Source organism: Dyadobacter sp. SRI_021 (assembly GCF_057586235.1).
Genome location: NZ_JBYCZM010000001.1, coordinates 301627 through 321032, shown reverse-complemented (window position 1 = coordinate 321032; position 19406 = coordinate 301627). Strand labels below are relative to the sequence as shown.

Annotated in this window: 16 protein-coding genes; 4 read left to right on the top strand and 12 right to left on the bottom strand. The window is 49.4% G+C overall.

Features of this window, described 5'->3' with window-relative positions; all coding sequences use genetic code 11:
- Window positions 1-48: 48 nt before the first annotated feature.
- Complete coding sequence (locus tag AC2YIT_RS01275; protein WP_430843232.1) at window positions 49-2448, top strand: PAS domain-containing sensor histidine kinase; 2400 nt, start codon at window positions 49-51, stop codon at window positions 2446-2448.
- Here AC2YIT_RS01275 and AC2YIT_RS01270 read toward each other — a convergent pair.
- From AC2YIT_RS01270 to AC2YIT_RS01260, 3 genes are read right to left on the bottom strand one after another with little or no spacing between them, the layout of a single operon-like run.
- Complete coding sequence (locus AC2YIT_RS01270) at window positions 2427-3317, bottom strand: DMT family transporter (protein WP_487277993.1); 891 nt, start codon at window positions 3315-3317, stop codon at window positions 2427-2429. The two genes, AC2YIT_RS01275 and AC2YIT_RS01270, sit on opposite strands and share 22 nt — an antisense overlap.
- 9 nt (window positions 3318-3326) lie before the next feature.
- Window positions 3327-3536, bottom strand: a complete 210-nt coding sequence (locus AC2YIT_RS01265; RefSeq protein ID WP_430843236.1) for a YwbE family protein — start codon at window positions 3534-3536, stop codon at window positions 3327-3329.
- Window position 3537: 1 nt separating this feature from the next.
- Window positions 3538-5778: an FUSC family protein gene (locus AC2YIT_RS01260; protein ID WP_430843238.1), complete on the bottom strand. Its 2241-nt coding sequence runs from the start codon at window positions 5776-5778 to the stop codon at window positions 3538-3540.
- Window positions 5779-6023: 245 nt separating this feature from the next.
- Between AC2YIT_RS01260 and AC2YIT_RS01255 the strand changes: the two genes are divergently transcribed.
- Window positions 6024-6617 carry an HPP family protein gene (locus AC2YIT_RS01255; protein WP_487278482.1) on the top strand — a complete coding sequence of 198 codons (594 nt, stop codon included), beginning with the start codon at window positions 6024-6026 and terminating at the stop codon, window positions 6615-6617.
- Between the two features lie 53 nt (window positions 6618-6670).
- On the opposite strand, the gene AC2YIT_RS01250 is transcribed toward AC2YIT_RS01255, so the two are convergent.
- From AC2YIT_RS01250 to AC2YIT_RS01240, 3 genes are all read right to left on the bottom strand, one after another.
- Window positions 6671-7195 (bottom strand): ferritin, encoded by a 525-nt coding sequence (locus AC2YIT_RS01250; protein WP_430843240.1) that lies wholly within the window; start codon window positions 7193-7195, stop codon window positions 6671-6673.
- Between the two features lie 111 nt (window positions 7196-7306).
- Window positions 7307-7654 carry a hypothetical protein gene (locus tag AC2YIT_RS01245; RefSeq protein ID WP_487277992.1) on the bottom strand — a complete coding sequence of 116 codons (348 nt, stop codon included), beginning with the start codon at window positions 7652-7654 and terminating at the stop codon, window positions 7307-7309.
- A gap of 236 nt (window positions 7655-7890) precedes the next feature.
- Window positions 7891-9561, bottom strand: coding sequence for a glutamine--tRNA ligase/YqeY domain fusion protein (locus AC2YIT_RS01240; protein ID WP_487277991.1), 1671 nt, complete (start codon window positions 9559-9561; stop codon window positions 7891-7893).
- Window positions 9562-9665: 104 nt separating this feature from the next.
- Between AC2YIT_RS01240 and truA the strand changes: the two genes are divergently transcribed.
- Window positions 9666-10415 (top strand): tRNA pseudouridine(38-40) synthase TruA, encoded by a 750-nt coding sequence (gene truA, locus AC2YIT_RS01235; RefSeq protein WP_430843246.1) that lies wholly within the window; start codon window positions 9666-9668, stop codon window positions 10413-10415.
- Here the strand turns inward: truA and AC2YIT_RS01230 are convergent.
- From AC2YIT_RS01230 to AC2YIT_RS01215, 4 genes are all read right to left on the bottom strand, one after another.
- Entirely contained in the window at window positions 10405-12000 is a 1596-nt protein-coding gene (locus AC2YIT_RS01230) for an aldehyde dehydrogenase (NADP(+)) (RefSeq protein ID WP_487277990.1), read from the bottom strand. The two genes, truA and AC2YIT_RS01230, sit on opposite strands and share 11 nt — an antisense overlap.
- Window positions 12001-12103: 103 nt before the next feature.
- Window positions 12104-13066, bottom strand: coding sequence for an AAA family ATPase (locus tag AC2YIT_RS01225; RefSeq protein WP_487277989.1), 963 nt, complete (start codon window positions 13064-13066; stop codon window positions 12104-12106).
- Window positions 13067-13122: 56 nt separating this feature from the next.
- Complete coding sequence (locus tag AC2YIT_RS01220) at window positions 13123-14496, bottom strand: peptidylprolyl isomerase (protein WP_487277988.1); 1374 nt, start codon at window positions 14494-14496, stop codon at window positions 13123-13125.
- A gap of 93 nt (window positions 14497-14589) precedes the next feature.
- Entirely contained in the window at window positions 14590-16881 is a 2292-nt protein-coding gene (locus AC2YIT_RS01215) for a peptidylprolyl isomerase (RefSeq protein ID WP_487277987.1), read from the bottom strand.
- Between the two features lie 346 nt (window positions 16882-17227).
- Here AC2YIT_RS01215 and AC2YIT_RS01210 point away from each other — a divergent pair, with 346 nt between their 5' ends.
- Window positions 17228-17710, top strand: a complete 483-nt coding sequence (locus tag AC2YIT_RS01210) for a hypothetical protein (RefSeq protein WP_430843255.1) — start codon at window positions 17228-17230, stop codon at window positions 17708-17710.
- A gap of 15 nt (window positions 17711-17725) precedes the next feature.
- On the opposite strand, the gene gloA2 is transcribed toward AC2YIT_RS01210, so the two are convergent.
- Together gloA2 and AC2YIT_RS01200 are read right to left on the bottom strand one after the other, a co-directional pair.
- Complete coding sequence (gloA2, locus tag AC2YIT_RS01205) at window positions 17726-18115, bottom strand: SMU1112c/YaeR family gloxylase I-like metalloprotein (protein WP_487277986.1); 390 nt, start codon at window positions 18113-18115, stop codon at window positions 17726-17728.
- A 42-nt stretch (window positions 18116-18157) separates the two neighbouring features.
- On the bottom strand, window positions 18158-19363 hold the full coding sequence (locus AC2YIT_RS01200; RefSeq protein ID WP_487277985.1) for an acyltransferase family protein: 1206 nt from the start codon (window positions 19361-19363) through the stop codon (window positions 18158-18160).
- Between the last annotated feature and the right edge of the window lie 43 nt (window positions 19364-19406).

The window sequence follows — 19406 nt, the reverse complement described above, 5'->3', positions numbered from 1 at the left end:
CTCACGGCTTGTCCACCTATTTTTGAAATATATTTTCCGTGAAAGCAGGTGGGCAAGTCGAAACAACTCAATCAGCATATTTCCGAAAATGGCGAAGATCACCCTGAACAGGTGGGTCGGGTCGAGTATGCGGGCGAAAACAAGTTTTGGAACACCGTGAAGCAGGCTCCCGTGGGAATGATGATCCTGCGCGGGGAGGACTTCGTGGTGGAAATGGCCAATGACGCCTATCTGCAAATCGTTGACCGCCTGGAGCAGGAGTTCGTTGGGAGACCCCTTTTTGCTGGGCTTCCCGAAGTGCGTGATTACGTAGAGCCGATCCTTCTCCGTGTTTTGCGCACAGGTATTGCCTATCACGGCAACGAGTTCGAAGTGACGATCCGCCGTTTCGGACAGCCGGAGCGTTGCTATTTCAACTTTGTATATCAGCCGCTTTTTGAAGAGGACCCGGAGCATCCGTCCGGGATTATCGTCGTGGCTACAGAGGTAACTCAACAGGTCTTGTCCAAGCAAGCCTTGCAGCGCAGTGAAAATCAATTCCGGAACCTCGTCACGCAATCGCAGTTTGCGAAAGCCATTCTCAAAGGCCCCGAACTGGTGGTCAGCATTGCCAATGAAAGCATGCTCAAAATCTGGCGGCGCAGGCTGGACGAGGTCGAAGGGAAAAGGCTCGCCGATGTTTTTCCTGAATTGAAGAGTCAGAAATTCCTGACGCTTTTACAGGAAGTATATCAAAGTGGTAAAATCTACAGAGAAAATGAGGCGATCGTTTATGTCGACGGTCCGGGTGGTTTGAAAAAGCACTACCTCGATTTTCAATATGCGCCCATATTTGAAATTGACGGCAGCGTGTCCGCCATAATGGCCTCGGTGAACGACGTAACAGACAAGGTGACTTTACGCCAGCAGTTCGCCGAGACTGCCGACAGACTTTCGCTCGCCACCGACGGAACGCGTCTTGCTACGTGGGATCTGAATATCCAGACGAGGGAAGTCATTCATTCAGGAAGGCTGGCAGTTATTTTAGGATATAGTGAGGACACTGTGCTCACCCACGCTGAAATGCGCGACAGGGTGCATCCCGAGGACCGGCAGGCTATTGTTGAAAAAGCATTTAAAGTTGCGCTCGAAACCGGTATTTACTATTATGAGGCGCGGGTTATCCACCGGGACCAGTCGGTTCACTGGATACGGACGCAGGGAAAAGTGTTTTTTGACGAAGGGCATGTGCCGCTGCGGATGCTTGGGACTATGATGGATATTACGGACCGTAAGGAGTCGGAGCTCGCACTGAAAACCAGCGAGGGTAAATTCAGGACTCTCGCGGATTCGATGCCGCAGTTTGTTTGGACCGCCGATACTCAAGGGAATATTACCTATTTCAACCGGTCACTGCTCGATTATTCCGGATTTTCGGCGGAAGAAATAGAAAAAGAAGGCTGGTTGCCTCTCGTGCATCCCGACGACGTGGCCGAAAGTGTAAGGCTATGGATCGAATCGATCACGGCGGGCACCGAATACCTCTTCGAACACCGGCTGAAACGTGCCGACGGCGAATACCGGTGGTACCAATGCCGCGCGATTCCGCAGCACGGCGCCGATGGCACGATCGAAATGTGGGTGGGGACGAGTCTGGATATTCATGATAGCCGCCTGTTTATTGACCAACTCGAAACAAAAGTGCAGGAGCGTACCCAACAGCTTCAGGTAGTCAACAACGAGCTCGTGCGCACGAACATGGAGCTAGCGCAGTTCGCGTACGTAGCCAGCCACGATTTGCAGGAGCCGCTTCGGAAAATCCAGACATTTGCCACACGTATTCTCGAAACCGAGAAGGACAATCTTTCGGATCGGGGAAAGGACTACTTCAACCGGATGCAGGCGTCGTCCACGCGTATGCAGCAGCTGATCGTCGATTTGCTGGCGTTTTCCCGAGCCAATGTGGCGGAAAAGCACCTTGAGAGCGCTGATTTGAACCAGGTGTTGCAAAATGTAAAAGATCAGTTAGGCGACCTTATTCAGGCCGAGAATGCGGTCATTACGAGTGACGCGCTTCCTGTGCGCGAGGTGATCGTGTATCAATTCGAGCAGCTCTTTATGAACCTGATTGCGAATGCGCTCAAATTCATCGGCCCCGGCAGGACTCCGGTGATCGAGATCCGTTCGGGAGAGGTGCCGGGCGCTGCTATTCCGCTTGCGGGGGCTGACGCTGGCCGCTTGTATCAGTATATTTCATTTGCCGATAACGGCATTGGCTTTGATCCACAGTATAAAGACCGCATTTTTCAGGTATTCCAAAGGCTACACAGCCGCTCGGCTTATGAAGGCACCGGCATTGGTTTGGCGATTTGTAAAAAGATTGTGGAAAACCACAAGGGGCTGATCGACGCCATCGGCAAGCCAGGCATCGGATCGACATTCATTATTTACCTGCCTATCGAATCCTGATCGCGAGTAGTGGCTGGCTTTTTGCGACCGGTGTACGTAATAGCAATGCCGATGAGGATAACCACACCGCCGCTGATCATTTGCACGGTTATTTTCTCTCCAATAAAAATCCAGGCAAAAACTCCCGTAACAATCGCCTGGCTCAAAAGACTGAGTGAAACGCTTTTGGCATCCATTTGCTTCATCGCTGCATTGATCGTCAGCCAGCCGATGAGCTGGCAAATCAATCCCTGGACAACAAAAACACTCCAGATTACCGGTTCGAAATGCCAGACAGGCTGGTCGAAAATGAGGCATATGGCAAAAAGATAAATGCTCGACACGGCCATACTGATCGTCATAAAGCTGACAATATCGATTTTGTTCAAAACCGTTTTACTGATGAGCATGTACGATGCGTAAAGCACTCCCGAGAGCATTGCCAAAGCAAAACCCAGGTCAAATTTCATGGTCATAAATGTCTCGGTGCCAATTAGAATGACCATTCCAATAAGCGCTACGAGTGTACCAAGCCAGAAGCGTGGGGCGGGCTTATCGGGCAGAAACAGAAACGTTCCTACGCCCACCCACACGGGTGAGAGGTTTGTTAGCAGCGTAGCCTGCGTGGCATTTGAATAATGAATGGAGAGATTCCAGACTGCTATGTCACTCGCAAAAATGATCCCGCAGAGCACGATCGGAAACCAGAGCGCACCGCCGGGTAATGTGAATTTCCTGCGAAACAACACATAAGGCAGCAGGAACAGCAGTCCGAGCAACATCCGGTAAAATGCAGAACTAACGCCCGACACCGGTGCCCATTTCACCAGCACCGGGAAAATACTGATGCTAATGATGCCGATAATCAGGTTAACGCGGGGATTTGACATAAACCGGGGCTAATCTTCGGTTTCAACGATCTTTACTCTTCCAATTTCACCTGATTCCAGGCGCACTTTGATACCATGGGTGTGCACGGGCGCCTTCGTGAGGATGTCTTTCACAACGCCCTGCGTCAGTTTGCCGCTTCGTTGATCTTTTTTGAGAACAATGGAAACAGAGAGCCCAGGGGCGATATTCTTTCTTTCGGTTCCTGATAATGATGGCATGTCAAGCAGCTTTCGCAGTTTTAATTTTTTGAAGAATCTTGATTTCGTCAATTGAAATGGTGCTGATCAGCTCGAACAGCCCATTGATCGTTTTCAAATCGGATAACATTTTGCGCACCGGAGATTGATCGGCCTTTTCAATCCCCAGTTCCTTGATTTGTTTCTTGCGATCGGCGAGCAATTCGAGTAGCCGCTGGTTTTGTGGTAAAGATTCCCGCACGATTTCAAGGCTGTTACCGGTTTTCCCGTCGATAATGTCCATCGCAGCCTGTAACTGGCGGTCGATTTGCCGGGTCATCATTTCAAATTCAACTGAAAATTCCAGGTATTCCAACGTCTGTGCGTAAGTTGAAAGCGAGGCAATGTAGGAGGTGAGCATATGGCTCGTTGCGACGAACTGGTGATACTCTTCCATATTGAGCTGCTGGCGCTTGGGTTCGGAAAGCATTTTTTGAAAGTTGTCCGAAAGGTTGGCCATCGCAATGATCGCATTCTTTCTTAGTAATTTCAATTCGTTGATATCCAGTTGTTTTCCAGTGAATTTGGCAGCTACGATATCAAAATACTTCCGGTTCGCATCCAGCGCCTCTTTCATATACTGCTTGATCTGCGAATGCTCCCAAACCGGCAAAACGTAGGAAGAAATAATATAGGCAATCAGCGAGCCGATCACGGTATCCACCACGCGGTCCTGCAGAACATTGGTCACATGCTCCGGGTTAAGAAAATGGAACGACAAGATTACATACAAGGTAATGCTTGTGGATGCCACGAAGTAATTGATTTTTAGGAAACTGTATGCCAGTATCATCGAAATCATCATCAGGATGAATAGCGGCGTGCTCTCCTGGATCAGGTAGAGCAGCAGAAATCCTATGACTACGCCCAGTATGGTGCCGCCGATCCGGTGGATGTTTCGCTGTTTGGTAATGCTGAAAGCCGGTTTCAGGATTACGGCGATCGTCAGCAAGATCCAGTAACCATGACCCACATCGAAAAAGAGCGACGCAATATATCCTGACAGCAACCCCAGCGTCACCCGAACCGCATGCCGGAAATGGCTCGATTTGAGTGAAAGGTTATCGAGCAGAATGCGCGGGTGGTAGTCCTGCTTGGGCGTAAAATCCTCGGCTTCGACAGTCAGCTTATAGTCGTTGCTTACGTCCGCTTCATACTTTGTAGCACGGTGCAGCTTTTTCACGCGCTCGGTGACGTCCTGCAAGCTATTGAGGATTTGCCGGAGCATGATGAAATCCTCCATATTATCATGGTTCATCTTATGCTCACGCATGCGCTCGAATGCCCGCTGGCATTTGTTGAACGCCTCGTCGAGGTCGTGGCGTGGGTGGGAGGCGTAACCGCTCTGCACCGCCAGGCCGATCTGCTGTATTTCGGCAGCAAGCCAGGTAATGTACGTCCCGAAAAGCCGCAAGACCTTCGTATGGTCGAATGCGCGGTGCAGGTTCGCGTAGTTTTGCTGCGAATTGAGTATCCTTTCGAAAAGATCGATGCTGTCGAGAAACATCAGCATCAATATCCGGCTTTTGGTCGTCGATTCCGTGACGATTTCCCGGGTTTTGAACAGAATCTCACGCAGGTTTTCGTGGTTTTCGCGGAGGATCACTTGCTGGTGCACCATCCGGTTGAACAGCTCATCGTAGTCGGGATTGGCGAAATAGTAATCGGCTTTGATGGACAGCAGTTTGCCCAGTTCTACAAAGTTCTCTCCCAAAAGCTGCTGAATGAGCTTGTAGGGAAGCAGTTTTTGTAAAACCATAAACAATATGAAGTACCAAATCCCGCCGGCCGAGAAGATCGCAGCGGTTCTCAAAACCATGTCGCCGCTGAGGTGGTCATCAATATTAAATACAAAAACGAGCAGCGAAATAAGCCCGATGCTATTCACGCGGTTGCCATATACACCGACGAGCGAGAAAAACATCCCGAATACAATGATTTCAAGAAATATAATGAAATGGAAATGCCGTAGGTACCCCGTGACGCAGGCTACGACAAAGCATGTTACAATAGCGACGAGCAGGGCATTGCGTCTTCTGTGGTAGGGGCCGGGGTTGTCGGTACCGCCGATGAGCAGTGTGCCGAGCGGAAAGGCGATCCAATCGCTCAACATGCCGTAGTGATGAAAAATCAGGCTAGGGATGATCGTCCCGAGGGTTAGGCGTACACCGGTCGACAGGTAATGGCTGGAAATAAATTTTTTGAACTCGTCGAGGTAATTCATGGAATCAAGTCACGGTGTGTTATTGCAATACTACTATTTTAAATTTCGCAACCCAACAAAAGGCGTACCAAAATTTAATGGCCGCCCAGGGGGCTCTATCCGTCCGCGTTGGGTCGTTTTTTATATATTTGGAAGGGATTAGGAGAGAGGAACCCGAGGAAATTTGGAATCTTTCCGTAATTTACGAACCATCGCGATCCCGTTATAGTTCTATTTCTAATGCTACTTCAACCAAAAGCTTTCCTATTTTGAGAAAAAGGATTAAACGTAACGCAAGATTGGTTCGTTACGTCGTCTACAAAGAGACTCTGATTGATTTCAAAGACCATTTCTGGACCTTCATCGGTTCATTCCTCGGCATCGGTCTCATTGGCCTGCTCAACGACAAACAATTCACCGATTCTGATTCGCTATTCCTGATCGGTTCCTTCGGAGCGTCTTCGGTACTCATATATGGGATCGTGAACAGTCCGCTCGCGCAACCGCGCAACCTCATAGGGGGGCACGTGCTATGCGCGCTCGTGGGGGTGACGGTGCACAAAATTATTCCCGACCAGGTATGGCTCTCGTCGGCTTTTGCAGTTTCGATATCTATTGTTTTAATGCAGGTGACCAAAACCCTGCATCCGCCCGGTGGCGCTACGGCGCTGATTGCAAATATCGGTTCGGAAAAGATCAAGGCGCTGGGTTATATGTATGTTTTGAACCCAGTGCTGAGCGGTGTTTTAGTGCTTCTTTTTGTGGCTGTGATGGTGAACCGTTTTGCGGCGCACCGAAAATACCCGGCCAACCGAAACTGGTACAAAGTGTGGGAACGCAAGTATTTCACCAGGGTTTAAAACAAAAATAGCTGCTCTTCCGGGCAGCTATTTTTGTAGATAAGAAATTGGTATTATTCTTCGGAACCGATTTTGCCGATCGCCTTGTCGATCACATACAAACCTGTTCCATCTTCGCCGATTACATCGAAAAGCTCGATCGCGCGGCGTGCATTGTCTTCTTCTTCAATCTGCTCACTCACGAACCATTGCAGGAAGTTTTCAGTCGCGTAGTCCTCTTCTTTACGTGCAGCTGTAACGATGCGGTTGATTGACTGGGTTACGGCGATTTCGCTTTGAAGTGCCGTTTCGAATACGCTTTTGAAGGTAGGGTATTCCTGTTTTACGCCTGAAACTTCAGGGGAGATCGCTGTGCCGCCTACTGTCATCAGGTAGTTGAAGATTTTCAGCATGTGGGTGCGTTCTTCGTCGGATTGGTGCATGAAATACTTGGCGCTGTGCTTGAAACCGTTGCGGTCGCACCATGAAGCCATAGCGAGATATTTAGCGGAAGCCTCAGCTTCCATCTTCACCTGGTTGTTCAAAAGTATCTCTATTTCCTCTTTAAGGGAAGTACGTGCTCTAAGTAAGTCTTTCATGATTTTGCCTGTTTATTCGTGTATTAACAAGTGCAAATATCATGCGAAAGTTCATGAATCCAAATCGTTTTAGAAATTTGGAACCGGTCTAATGTAGTCTGAATGAGTAATTTAGACTAATTCTTGTTCTGTAAAGAGAATTTCGTGAAGCATGGAATTGAGCTCGATCGCGAAGTGCGTTCCGTTTATCAGCTCACGTAATTGGATTACTTCGCAAAGGGTCATTTTGTGGCCCATGTTAAGGCGGGGCACCTCAACGAACTCATAGTCAGATTCGTCCGACAGGTCGAAAATTTTGCTGCGAATGTCGATGCTGTTGATAAACCGGCGGAAATTCAAAAAATCCAGGATTTTAAAAGGAGCTTTGATATCGCCAAAGTGAAGGATAATACGGGAAGTTAAATCACACTGTACGCTGTAACCTTTAGCGGTACTGAACAATTCATTCTGGGTATTCACTGACAGCAAGATTTGAATCGTGGAAATTGTTGCACAAAGATAAATCCAAACTTCTTTTCAAGCAAGTTTATTTGTAAGCAATCTAATTAAATGAATCAATCAATCAACCACCGTCGACTTAAGTCGACGGCAAGAAGATCAATTTATGGAGATCATTTGAAAAGATTTGAAATGCAGGGTCTCAATCCTTGGCCGTCGATTTAAGTCGACGGGAATCGGGAATAGGGAAAATAGAATTAATTTCCAGCCTTTGCCCAGTTATCGCGCAGGGTCGATGTTCTGTTGAATACCAGCTTATTGGCGGTGCTATCCGGGTCTTTGGCAAAGTATCCTTTTCTTAGGAACTGGAACGATTCGCCTTCTTTCGCTTCCAGCAATGCCGGTTCGGCATAGCCGGTGATCACGTGCAATGAGTCAGGGTTGAGGTAGTCCTTGAAATCACCATCCTCCGATGACGGATCTTCCACGGAGAACAGGCGGTCGTACAAACGCACTTCGATTTCCGCGGCGTGCGCAGCGGAAACCCAGTGCAAGGTCCCTTTCACATTAATACCGGTCGTATCCTGGCCGCTTTTGCTGTTTTCAATATAAGTGCAGCGCACCTCGGTGATTTCGCCATTTTCGTCTTTTACGAAGTCATCACATTGGATAATGTAGGCGCCCTTGAGGCGGACGATTTTGCCCGGCGCCAGGCGGAAGTATTTCTTTGACGGTACTTCCATGAAATCTTCTTTTTCGATGAAAATCACACGGCTGAACGGAATTTCGCGGTTGCCGGTTGAAATATCTTCCGGGTTGTTTTCGCTGTGGCACATTTCGGTTACGCCTTCCGGGAAGTTGGTAATCACTACTTTCAATGGATCGAGCACCACCATCCGGCGCAATGCCTGCTTGTTCAAATCCTCGCGAACGCAGAATTCTAGCAAACCTACATCTACCATATTTTCACGTTTCGCAACGCCAATGCGGTCGCAGAAATCGCGGATGGCGAATGCGGTGTACCCGCGACGGCGCATTCCGCTGATGGTCGGCATACGCGGATCGTCCCAGCCGCTTACGTGTCCTTCCTGCACCAGTTGCAGCAATTTGCGTTTGCTGGTAACGGTATAATTGAGGTTACGCCGGGCAAACTCATATTGATGTGATGGATAAATACCCAGTTTTTCGATCAGCCAGTCGTATAGCTCGCGGTGTGGCGCGAATTCCAGCGTACAGATCGAATGCGTAACGGTTTCGATGGCGTCACTTTGCCCGTGCGCGAAGTCGTACATCGGATAAATGCACCATTTGTTGCCTGTACGGTGGTGATGCGCGTGCTTAATGCGGTATAGAATCGGATCGCGCATGAGCATATTGATGTGCGCCATGTCGATTTTGGCGCGCAGGGTACGGCTTCCGTCGGGGAAGTCGCCATTTTTCATTTGTTCGAAAAGTGCAAGGTTCTCCTCCACGCTGCGGTTGCGGTAGGGGCTGTCCTTGCCTGGCTCGGTAGGCGTTCCTTTCAGCGTCGCGATTTCTTCGGACGTAGAGTCATCTACATAAGCCAGACCTTCATTAATCAGCTTGATTGCATAGCCGTATAGGGTATCGAAGTAATCGGAAGCATAGTTCTCATTCTCCCATTCAAAACCAAGCCAGCGGATGTCGTTCTTGATATTCTCAACGTATTCGGTGTCTTCGGTCACCGGATTGGTATCGTCAAATCGCAGATTGGTATAACCCGGAAATTTCTTGGTCAGACCGAAATTCAGGCAAATGCTCGTAGCATGCCCAATGTGCAGGTAGCCATTAGGTTCAGGGGGAAAGCGTGTAATAATCCGGGTATATTTTCCTGATTGCAGGTCAGCGTCAATAATCTCCTCGATAAAATTCAGGCTTTTCTCTTCTTTTTTCTCTTCCGTAATCATACTAAAATGAAATTTTCCAATTTTCAAAGTTAACCTTCTTCCTGCAAATTCCGCAACCGGGCCGTTGAAATCGTAAATCCGGAGGTTTGGCTTAATTTTGCAAAATGCGCTATTTCCTAGAATTCAGCTATCGTGGCACGGCCTATAACGGCTGGCAAAAACAGAACAATGCATTGGGCATCCAGCAAGTGCTCGAAGAGGCCCTCGGCAAAGTGCTGAGAATGCCCGTCGAGTTAACCGGCAGCAGCCGTACCGATGCCGGTGTCCATGCAGAACAACAATTTGCCCATTTTGATTTAACTGAGGCGGTTGCTGACGCCGACCTGCTGATTTATAAGCTGAATGCATTGACTCCCAAAGATGTAGCGGTTCAGCGCATTATCCGCGTGAGCGATGAAATACATTCCAGGTTCGCAGCCACGTACCGGAAGTACGAATACCGCATTACCTATCACAAAAATCCCTTTCTGACTGACCTGGCCACTCTAATGCGGCGAAACCTCGACGTGGCTCTAATGAATGAAGCTGCTGCATTGCTGCTTGTTCACAATGATTTCGAAAGTTTCAGCAAGATCCACACGAATGTCAGCAACTTCCGATGCACCATCACCGAGTCGCGGTGGGTGGAATCCGGTGAAATGCTGGTGTTTCATGTCAAAGCGAACCGCTTTCTGAGAGGGATGGTACGTGCGCTGGTGGGAACAATGCTGGAAGTGGGGCGCCACAAGATGACAGTCGCCGATTTTGAGCAGATAATTCTTTCACGTAACAGAAAAAATGCCGGAGCACAGGCCCCGGCAGAAGGTTTGTTTCTGGTGGAAGTCGGTTATCCCGAATCGCTGTTTAACGAATAGCTTCTTTGGTCTGAACATTATTTACCAGCCTGAAAATGCGCAGCGGGTTACTGTTTTTCAGTTCATCAGGTAAAAGTGCGTCCGGCCAGTTCTGGAAGGACTGCGGCCGTACGAACCGCAGGATCGAGTGCCTTCCTACCGATGTGAATTTGGAATCCGCCGTGGCCGGGAATGGCCCGCCGTGATGAATGGACGGGCACACTTCCACGCCGGTCGGCACGCCGTTCATGATAAACCGGCCGGATATTTTCGCAAGTTGACGCACGATTTTAGGATAACGGGCTACCTCAGCTTCTTCTGCGATCAATGTGGCTGTAAGCTGGCCTTTCAAATGCGCGACTGCCTCGTACAACTCGTCGGTATTCTCGCAGACAATCAGCAGCGAGAACGGTCCAAAAACTTCTTCGTGCAATTTAGGATTAGCAATGAAGTTCTTCCCTGAAACCAATGCAATGGATGCCTCCGCCTGATTTTGACCCTCCGAATGGATATCGGAAATCGCCAGTGCCGAAACTTCCGGCTGCTCCAATGCCTCCCCGCGTAGTTTATAATAGGTTTTGCAAATCCCTGCTGTCAGCATGGTGGCCGAAGGCGTACCCAGGATTTCAGTTTTATAGGCATCCTGAAACGCTTCCAGCCCCTCGGATTTTGTAATAAACACTAATCCCGGATTGGTACAAAACTGCCCCGCGCCGAGACTTACCGAGCTGGCCAGTGTTTTTCCGAGCTGTACCGCATTGTTTTTCAGATATTGAGGCAAAACCACGATAGGATTCACGCTCCCCATTTCAGCAAAAACCGGAATCGGCTCCTCGCGCTCCTGTGCAAGTCGGTACAGCGCCATTCCGCCGCGGTATGAGCCGGTAAACCCGACAGCCTTACTTGAGGGATGCTTCACCAATGCCGTCCCGACTTCAAATCCATCATCATACAGCATTGAAAACGTTCCCTCAGGCATACCTGTGCGCTCGGCTGCACGCACGATCGCCTGCGCGGTGAGGTCGCTTACGCCCGGGTGGGCGGGGTGTGCTTTGACAATCACCGGGTTACCCGCCGCCAATGCGGGTCCGGTATCTACGCCGGCTACCGAATAGGCGAATGGAAAGTTGCTGGAACCAAACACGATGACTGGCCCGACAGGTACCAGCATTTTACGAATATCGGGTTTCGGGACCGGCGAGCGGTCGGGCAGGGCGGTGTCGATGGAGGCTTCCACCCACGAACCTTCGCGCAGAAGTTCCGCAAACTGGGTAAGCTGGTTGATTGTGCGGGCGCGTTCGCCTTGCAGTCGGGCAATAGGTAATCCCGTTTCCTGGCCGGCCCGCTCGATCAGTTGGTCGCCCAGTGCAAGGATTTCTTCGGTAATGGCGATCAGAAAGGCTGCGCGCTCAACTGCCGGTACTTGCGAGTAGCTGTCGAATGCCTTTTCGGCCAGGACCATTGTTTTATTTACTTCCTCGATAGTCGCACAGTGGAAAGTTTCAGGAAGGTAGTTGTCTGCCGCCGGAGCGTATGCCATAAACTGCCTTTCAGCTTCAGACGAAAGAGCGTACCCTATGAAGTTTTTGCCTTGAATGGTCGTCATTGTGATGATGTGGAATGATTGGTTTGCCTTAAAAAAACAAAAGTTTGTGCCATCCGCGAACGACACAAACTTATAATGTTGAAAAAGTAAATTCTTACTGGTTTTAAAGTAGCCTTCCGATAATATCGTCGACAGAAATACCTTCTGCCTCGGCCTTGAAATTGCGGATAATGCGGTGGCGCAATACCGGCAATGCAACGGCTTTCACATCTTCGATATCCGGCGAATATTTTCCCGAAAGCAATGCATTGCATTTTGCGGCCAGAATGAGCGATTGCGATGCGCGCGGACCGGCGCCCCATTCGAGGTAGTCGTTGGTATCTTTGATAGCCAGACTGCTCTTCGGACGCGTTTTGTGTACCAGTTTTACTGCGTATTCAATCACATGGTCGGTCACCGGTACGCGGCGTACCAGGTGCTGGAAATCGGTGATTTCTTCCGAGCTGATCACCTTCTTAACCTGGTACCGGTTATCGCTGGTAGTGTTCTTGACGATATTTACCTCCTCGGCATACGAAGGGTAATCGAGCTGGATCATAAACATGAAACGGTCGAGCTGCGCTTCGGGCAGGGGATAGGTACCTTCCTGTTCGATCGGGTTTTGGGTAGCAAGTACGAAAAACGGCTTATCGAGTGGATGTTTGGCGCCCGCAATGGTTACCGAATATTCCTGCATCGCTTCCAGCAACGCCGATTGCGTCTTGGGCGGCGTCCGGTTGATCTCGTCGGCAAGGATAATATTCGCGAAAATGGGGCCTTTGATGAATTTGAAATTCCGGTTTTGATCGAGTGTTTCAGAACCGAGAATATCGGAAGGCATCAAATCGGGCGTAAACTGGATCCGGTTGAAGTTCAGGTCGAGTGAAGAAGCGATGGTTTGGATCAGAAGCGTTTTCGCGAGCCCCGGAACGCCCACCAACAAACAATGCCCCTGGCAAAAAATGGCGGTGAGCAATCTTTTAACAACTTCATCCTGTCCGATAATCACATTCCCGATTTCACTCCGGATTTTATCATAAGCTACTTTCATAGCTTCGGCAGCTTCTACGTCCGATGAATACTTCACGTTATGTTTGGTTAGATTTTCACTCGTTAAAAGCAATGATTACCGCCGTTTTACCGCTATAAATCGTCGGCGTTGGCGGCCAGCCCAAGTACTTTGCAATTTCTGTATTCGGGTTCGATGCTAATGTAAACGTCGCCCTGCGCCTTTTTGAACCACTCTTCCAGCGCGTTGTTACGCTTGTTGCTGAGTACAATCTGCGCCATCTTTTCGTAGTCGTCGTGCAGGTTGGCCGTATGCGGTTCTGATTTGCTTTTATACCAAAGGATACGCATGGCGCTACTGCCGTCTTCAAGCCGGTACGAAATAGGCATACTCAAATCACCCACTTTCATGGTATCGATCGCGAAGTAGAGCGCCGGGTCCATGGAAGCGTCGAGCGTCAGCTTGGATTGTCCGGTGCTTCTGTCTTGTATAAGTCCACCCGATTCGGCAGTTTCCTTATCGTCGGAGTTGTCCAAAGCGGCTTTTGCGAATTTCAATGAGTCAGTTTTAATGAGCGTGCGGAGGCTATCGAGCGCGCGGGTAGCCGCGGTCATATCCGTGCCCTTGTTGTAATCGGGGCGGAGCAGGATGTGCCTTGCGTGGTATTCTGCACCTCTTGTTTCTAGGAGTTTGATGAGGTGGAAACCGAACTGGGATTCAACCACACCCGACATTTCACCGGGTTTGAGTGCCAATGCGGCCCCTTCAAACTCCGGTACCATTGCTCCGCGCTTGGCAAAGCCCAGGTCACCGCCTACTTTGGCCGATCCCAAATCCTCCGAATAAATCTGCGCCAGCATGGCAAAGTCTTCGCCTTTTTCAGCGCGTGCTTTCAGGTCCAGCAGTTGTTGTTTCAGTTTTTCTTTCTGCTCACGGGTTACTGTTCCTTTTTTGACGATATGGCCAACCTCCACTTCCGAGGGAATGTAAGGCAAGCTGTCTTTGGGAATAGAGTTGAAGAATTTGCGTACTTCCGCCGGTGTGATTTTAACATTGCCGGAAATCGTCTGCTGCATTTTCTCGACGATTTTCTGGTCCTTTACCTGCTGACGAAGTTCATTTTTGAGGTTTTCAATGCTTTTGCCGTAGGCTTCCACAATGTTTTTTTCCGAACCGAAGCGCTGGATCATGTAATTCATCTTCGCATTCAGTTCGCCGTCCACTTGCTTGTCTTCGACGGTTACCGAGTCAATTTCCGCTTTGGCAAGGAGCATTTTGTTGATGATGAGGGATTCCAGCAGTTGGCATTTCTCAGGCGCCTGCCGCCCTTCGGCCTTGTACTGGTTATACATGTCTTCCAGCTCCGAATTCAGGATGTAGTGGTTGTCGACCCTGGCGATGATCTTGTCCAGGCTCACTCCCTTCTGACCTTGTCCGTAGCTTATCACGCTGATCAGCAGCATGAAAGCGGCTATCAAATGAGCCCCGATCCATTTATTTACTTTCATATTTTCCTTGTATGCTGATTTGGATTATTGCGGGTTTTATTGAATTAAACTCTAAAAATGAAACAGATTCAATTTATAAATGCTAAAATACGGCTAACGCTTAATTTTTTCTAATTCCTGCGCGTTGACTTTAACCGGGAATTTCTCCTGCAACCTGGCCAGCCATTGTTTTTCGAGTTCTTTCTGGTAATCGTTAATCACCGTTCCACGCGCCTCCGCGAATGTTTTAGGGCGAGGCGGATCAATCTTCGCAATGTTCGCCCACAGGACGCTGCCGGTGCTGGTTACCGTCTGCTCGCCCGCCTGCCATTTGAAACCTGCGAACAGTGGATCTGCCTTTGGAAAATAGCCTTCCCGGATCGTCACCGAGCCCGGGGCGTCAGCATTAAAAACCTTTTCAACGTCGCTTTTCGACTGGCTGTAAAACTGGAATGCCACCCTTCGGTTGCGCTCTTGCTCGGCCGATTGCCTGAAAGAACCGTAGTCTTTTTCTATGATACGCAGAATTGGGATGTTTCGTGCATTTAAATATTTCACAACATTGCGGGCGCGGGTCGAAGAAATGATTTCCGGCTCGTCGGCAGAACGGTATCCGGCGATCTCGACCACATAATCCGCATTTTTTTCCATGATAATATAAAGGTCATTCAGCGCTTCCAGCTGCTGATTGCCGATTTCGGCGGAATTGACGGGGAATAACAGTTCCTTCGACTTTCTTTCCAGCTTGTAGGGACTGGTAGCTAAGGTTTTTTTCACGCTGTTCAAAGTTTGCGTGTCTTTCGCCGTTACGATGGTCGCGAATGCGCGTTCGGGATAGTTATAGCGCGCCTTGTTCCGCTCATAAAAACTACGCTGTCCGGTGGAGTCTGAGAGCGAGCGCTGCCAAACCTGTTCTTCCATAATTTGCGAAAGCAATACACCTTCGCGGATTTCGTTCATCAGGCTGCGGAATTCGGGATTGGTTTCTTCCAAATGCTCTTTTTCATATTCCACGAGCGATTCGGTGAGGTAATCATTGTAATAGCGACGGAAGACAATCGCCGGAGAGGCGTCTTTCGGACGAGGTGCCTGCTTGCGTTTCACGTAGTTCAGGAACGACAATGCGTCGTAAGGCCGCTGTTCAATGCGGAACAGGGTAACAGTCGACCAATCGGCAGAAACGGCGCGTTGGTAATCCCATTTGCCCACCCGCAATGTACTATCCGCCAATGCTGCAACCTGCTGCAACTGATCTGCGGCTTCCTGCACGGCATATTTCTCGCGCAGCCGTTTTGCATTGGCCTGCTCGATCACCTTGCCGCGCGAATCGGTTACGACTTTCTTACGGAGCGACGGTGCCATATTAGCCAGCGTTTCAATCGGGCGTTTTTCGACCAGACGGATAATGTGCCAGCCGTACATCGTCAGCACTGGTTTCGAGTAGGATTGTATGCGGGTCAGCGCAAATGCGGCCTCTTCGATCTCCGGCACCATCTGGCCGGTGCCAAACAACGGTAGCAGCCCGCCATTTTTTCTGGATTCGCGGTCGTCGGAATACTTATCGACTACCGTATTCCATTCGGTACCGTTTTGTAGTTGCGTATATGCCTCCTCGATCCGGGCTTTGGCCGATTCTTTCTGAGCCGCCGTGCCTGCCGTATCTACCTTTACCATGATATGCGCCACGCGCACCATGCCGCGGTTGGTCCGACGATCGTTGACTTTAATAAGGTGGTAACCCGCTTTTGTCCGAACCGGTTGTGATATTTTGCCAACGGGCAATGTGTAAGCTGCGGTTTCGATCGGGTAAAGCGTCTGGAAAGCCGTGAAGTAGCCCAAATCGCCCTTGGTAGTCTTTGCGGCAGGATCTTTGGAGAAGCGGGCAGCCATATCGGCGAAATCCGAACCTTCTTCGAGGCGGCCGCGGAGGGCAATCGCGGCGCGGTAGGCTTCGAGCGTGTCCGCAGGTGAAGCGTCCTCAGAGACACCGATCAGGATATGCGACGCCCGCACTTCCTGTTTCAGGCGGTTGTAGGCCTCGTTGGTTAGCTTTTCGACCAATTCTTTATCCACAAGGTGGTTTTTTGCCAATTGGTCGCGATAGGAGGCTATTTCCTCGCGGTAATCGAGTGTGGTATCTTTTCCTTCCGATTTTGCTTGAAGTACTTTGATTTTCAGATCGGTATAAAGCGGAAGGTATTCTTCCGGGGTTAATGCCTTGGTCGAATCGGATGCGAACTTGTTTTTATTGTAAGAATCCTGGTAATCATCGAGGGAGAATTGCTCTTTTCCAATTTCAAGAAGCGGCTGAGTTTCGGCTACTACTTGCTTCGGTGGGGCCGTAGTTTTACACGCGCTGACAAGAGAAATCGTAATGAGACCAATATGAAATTTGATTTTGGACATATTCAGAAATTTGTATTAGGCTTTCGCTGCTCAATAAAAACCGCGATAGCGCTCAAATATTGTAAAGCCAGCAAAGTTAGCGGCTTTCTGGTCAGGACAAAAAAATGCACTCCGGTATGTGGTTTGCACGCTCCCCATTTCCCCATTTCACAGGCGACAGCTATGGCAAAATTTGCCCACAAAACAGTGCTGATTTTGTACCTGGTATTTTGAAAAAAGTTTATTAAACCGATTTTATGACTTAAATGGGAAATACTGTTTAAATACCGGTAAATCACGAATCAGGAACTAATTCGGGTACAATTTTTTAAGAATTTCTTCTACAACGCTTTAACGTTTACAGCATATGGAGGAGAGCAAAGGTAAAGAGTTCATTCAGATGATCAGGGCATTATGGAATGAGCAGAAGAAGAGGGAGGTCCTGTATCTGGAAGCATTGAAAATGGACGGTATGGGCCCGTTCAGGCGGGTGCTAAGCCAGGGACATCTCAGTGCCGTTTTGTTTCAGAAAGAAATCCGTGCTGTATACGATTATTTCAAGTGTTTCCTCACCGATAAGGAGCTGGCAGATCAGAACCAGTTCACTTCCCATACCTCCATGCAACTGCTGGAAAATGCAAAAGGCAGAGAGGAAGTAGCTTCCTGCCTCAAAAGGATTGAAGCGGCTACTATTCAACTCTACAAATCGCTCCGGCATTATCTTGACCGCGAACCTGAGGCGCAACGCCTGATGGACGAGCACCTTACGCGCACTTCGGAATTCTATGAAATGCTTTGCAAACTGGAATCAGGCAACCAACGCAGCTATGGTCTCACGGCAGCTGCCTGATCTTGTTCTCATCCGTTAAATTTCATACAACTCAATGGGCAGATCGTCGGGGTCTGCGAAGAACGTGAATTTTTTTCCTGTAAACTCGTCAATCCGGACCGGTTCCGGAAAAATGCCCTTTGCATTCAAATCGGCGATAGCCTCTTCCACGTTTTCCACTTTGAAAGCAATGTGCCTGAGCCCGCAAGCCTCCGGGCGGGAAACTCGCGCGGGCGGTGACGGAAAGGAGAACAATTCGATAATGTACTGACCATTCAGCGAAAGATCGAGCTTGTAGGAGTCGCGTGCCTTGCGGAAGACTTCCCGGTCGATGGTAAACCCAAGTACCTCTGTGTAAAACTGTTTCGACTTTCGATAGTCGGAACAAATGATTGCGATATGGTGTACGGCTTGAAGTTTCAGCATGTGAAAAATAGTTGAGAATAACCCCAAAGATAGGGGCGTAGCTCAGATCTTGATGAAAATCTTCTTTTTGTACATCCACCGGAGGATCAACCATTCTGTCAGAAGGATCAATGTCCCACTCACGAGCGAAGCATAACCTTCCCCAAAAACGGCGTCGTAATGCTGCCCCAAATGGATTTTGAATGACTCTCGGATAAAACTACCAAGCCCATCGGCGATCACATATGCAGCAATCGAATTGGTACCGATCACGATCAGTGGGAAAAACCATGACTTCAAATCTTTCACGTCCACCACAAAATAGAATGCAGAAAGGAGCAAAAACGCACAACCGCCGCTGAACAGCGTCCAGGCGGGTGTCCAGATGCGCTTCACGATCGGGTTAAGGCCTGTGAAATGAAATGCCAGGGCGAGTACCAGAAGCACTGCGGCTGTAATCAGGAAGCGTTTTAACAGCAACGTCGACGACGTTGCCGATTTGAGCCATTTGCCGGCGATCAAACCTAATGTCATAGTTCCCAATGTGGGAATGAAGCTTAGCGTGCTGTAACCGCCGCGGTTGAACTCGAACGGTTTTTCGCGCGGGAAGAGGTTCAGGAACCACCGGTCGAATGCCCAGGCCGCATTGGTATTTTTGTTCCAATGCGCTGCGAAGCCTTTGAGGTTATGTTCCCAGTCGGCCGTGGTACCGGTTTGCGACCAGTCGAAATCGGGGCCCGGAAGCGGATATAATGCAAAGAAGGCTGCATAACCCACTAAAATCACCGCTAATGCCCCCCAGACCAGAGCGTTCCGTTGAATCTTTTCTGAACCGAATCCTAATGCAAAGAGAATGGGGTATCCGAGACCTATTTGTGTCAACGTATCTTCAAATGTAAAGTTGGTTTGCTCCGAATGCATCGAACGCAGGAAAATGCCCAGCAATATCAGTACCAGCGACCGCCGGATCGTGTGTGCCCACATCATCGTCACCGATTGATTCTTGCTCGCGCGGCTGGCCATAGAATAGGGGAGCGCCACCCCGACGAGGAACGAGAAGGAGGGCTGTATCAGGTCGTGCAGTGAGCATCCTACCCAGGGAACGTGGCTCTGGTGGAAATCCAGAAATGCCCAGAATGCACTTTCAGGAAATGCCTCGGCCACTTTGCCAAGCCGCAGCACTTCGGCCATCATGAGGAACATTACAAATCCACGGTAGGCGTCGACCGACGAAACACGTTGGGGCGGCAGGGTAGCGGTTTCTTTCAAAGCAATGCGGTTTAGGGAACGTTTTACAGGCAATACTGATAAA

Coding starts and splice junctions, on each gene's coding strand:
- AC2YIT_RS01210 (WP_430843255.1), top strand. CDS start 17,228: ATGGAGGAGAGCAAAGGTAAAGAGTTCATTCAGATGATCAGGGCATTA.
- AC2YIT_RS01220 (WP_487277988.1), bottom strand. CDS start 14,496: ATGAAAGTAAATAAATGGATCGGGGCTCATTTGATAGCCGCTTTCATG.
- gloA2 (WP_487277986.1), bottom strand. CDS start 18,115: ATGCTGAAACTTCAAGCCGTACACCATATCGCAATCATTTGTTCCGAC.
- AC2YIT_RS01250 (WP_430843240.1), bottom strand. CDS start 7,195: ATGAAAGACTTACTTAGAGCACGTACTTCCCTTAAAGAGGAAATAGAG.
- AC2YIT_RS01240 (WP_487277991.1), bottom strand. CDS start 9,561: ATGATTACGGAAGAGAAAAAAGAAGAGAAAAGCCTGAATTTTATCGAG.
- AC2YIT_RS01215 (WP_487277987.1), bottom strand. CDS start 16,881: ATGTCCAAAATCAAATTTCATATTGGTCTCATTACGATTTCTCTTGTC.
- AC2YIT_RS01270 (WP_487277993.1), bottom strand. CDS start 3,317: ATGTCAAATCCCCGCGTTAACCTGATTATCGGCATCATTAGCATCAGT.
- AC2YIT_RS01230 (WP_487277990.1), bottom strand. CDS start 12,000: ATGACGACCATTCAAGGCAAAAACTTCATAGGGTACGCTCTTTCGTCT.
- truA (WP_430843246.1), top strand. CDS start 9,666: ATGCGCTATTTCCTAGAATTCAGCTATCGTGGCACGGCCTATAACGGC.
- AC2YIT_RS01260 (WP_430843238.1), bottom strand. CDS start 5,778: ATGAATTACCTCGACGAGTTCAAAAAATTTATTTCCAGCCATTACCTG.
- AC2YIT_RS01265 (WP_430843236.1), bottom strand. CDS start 3,536: ATGCCATCATTATCAGGAACCGAAAGAAAGAATATCGCCCCTGGGCTC.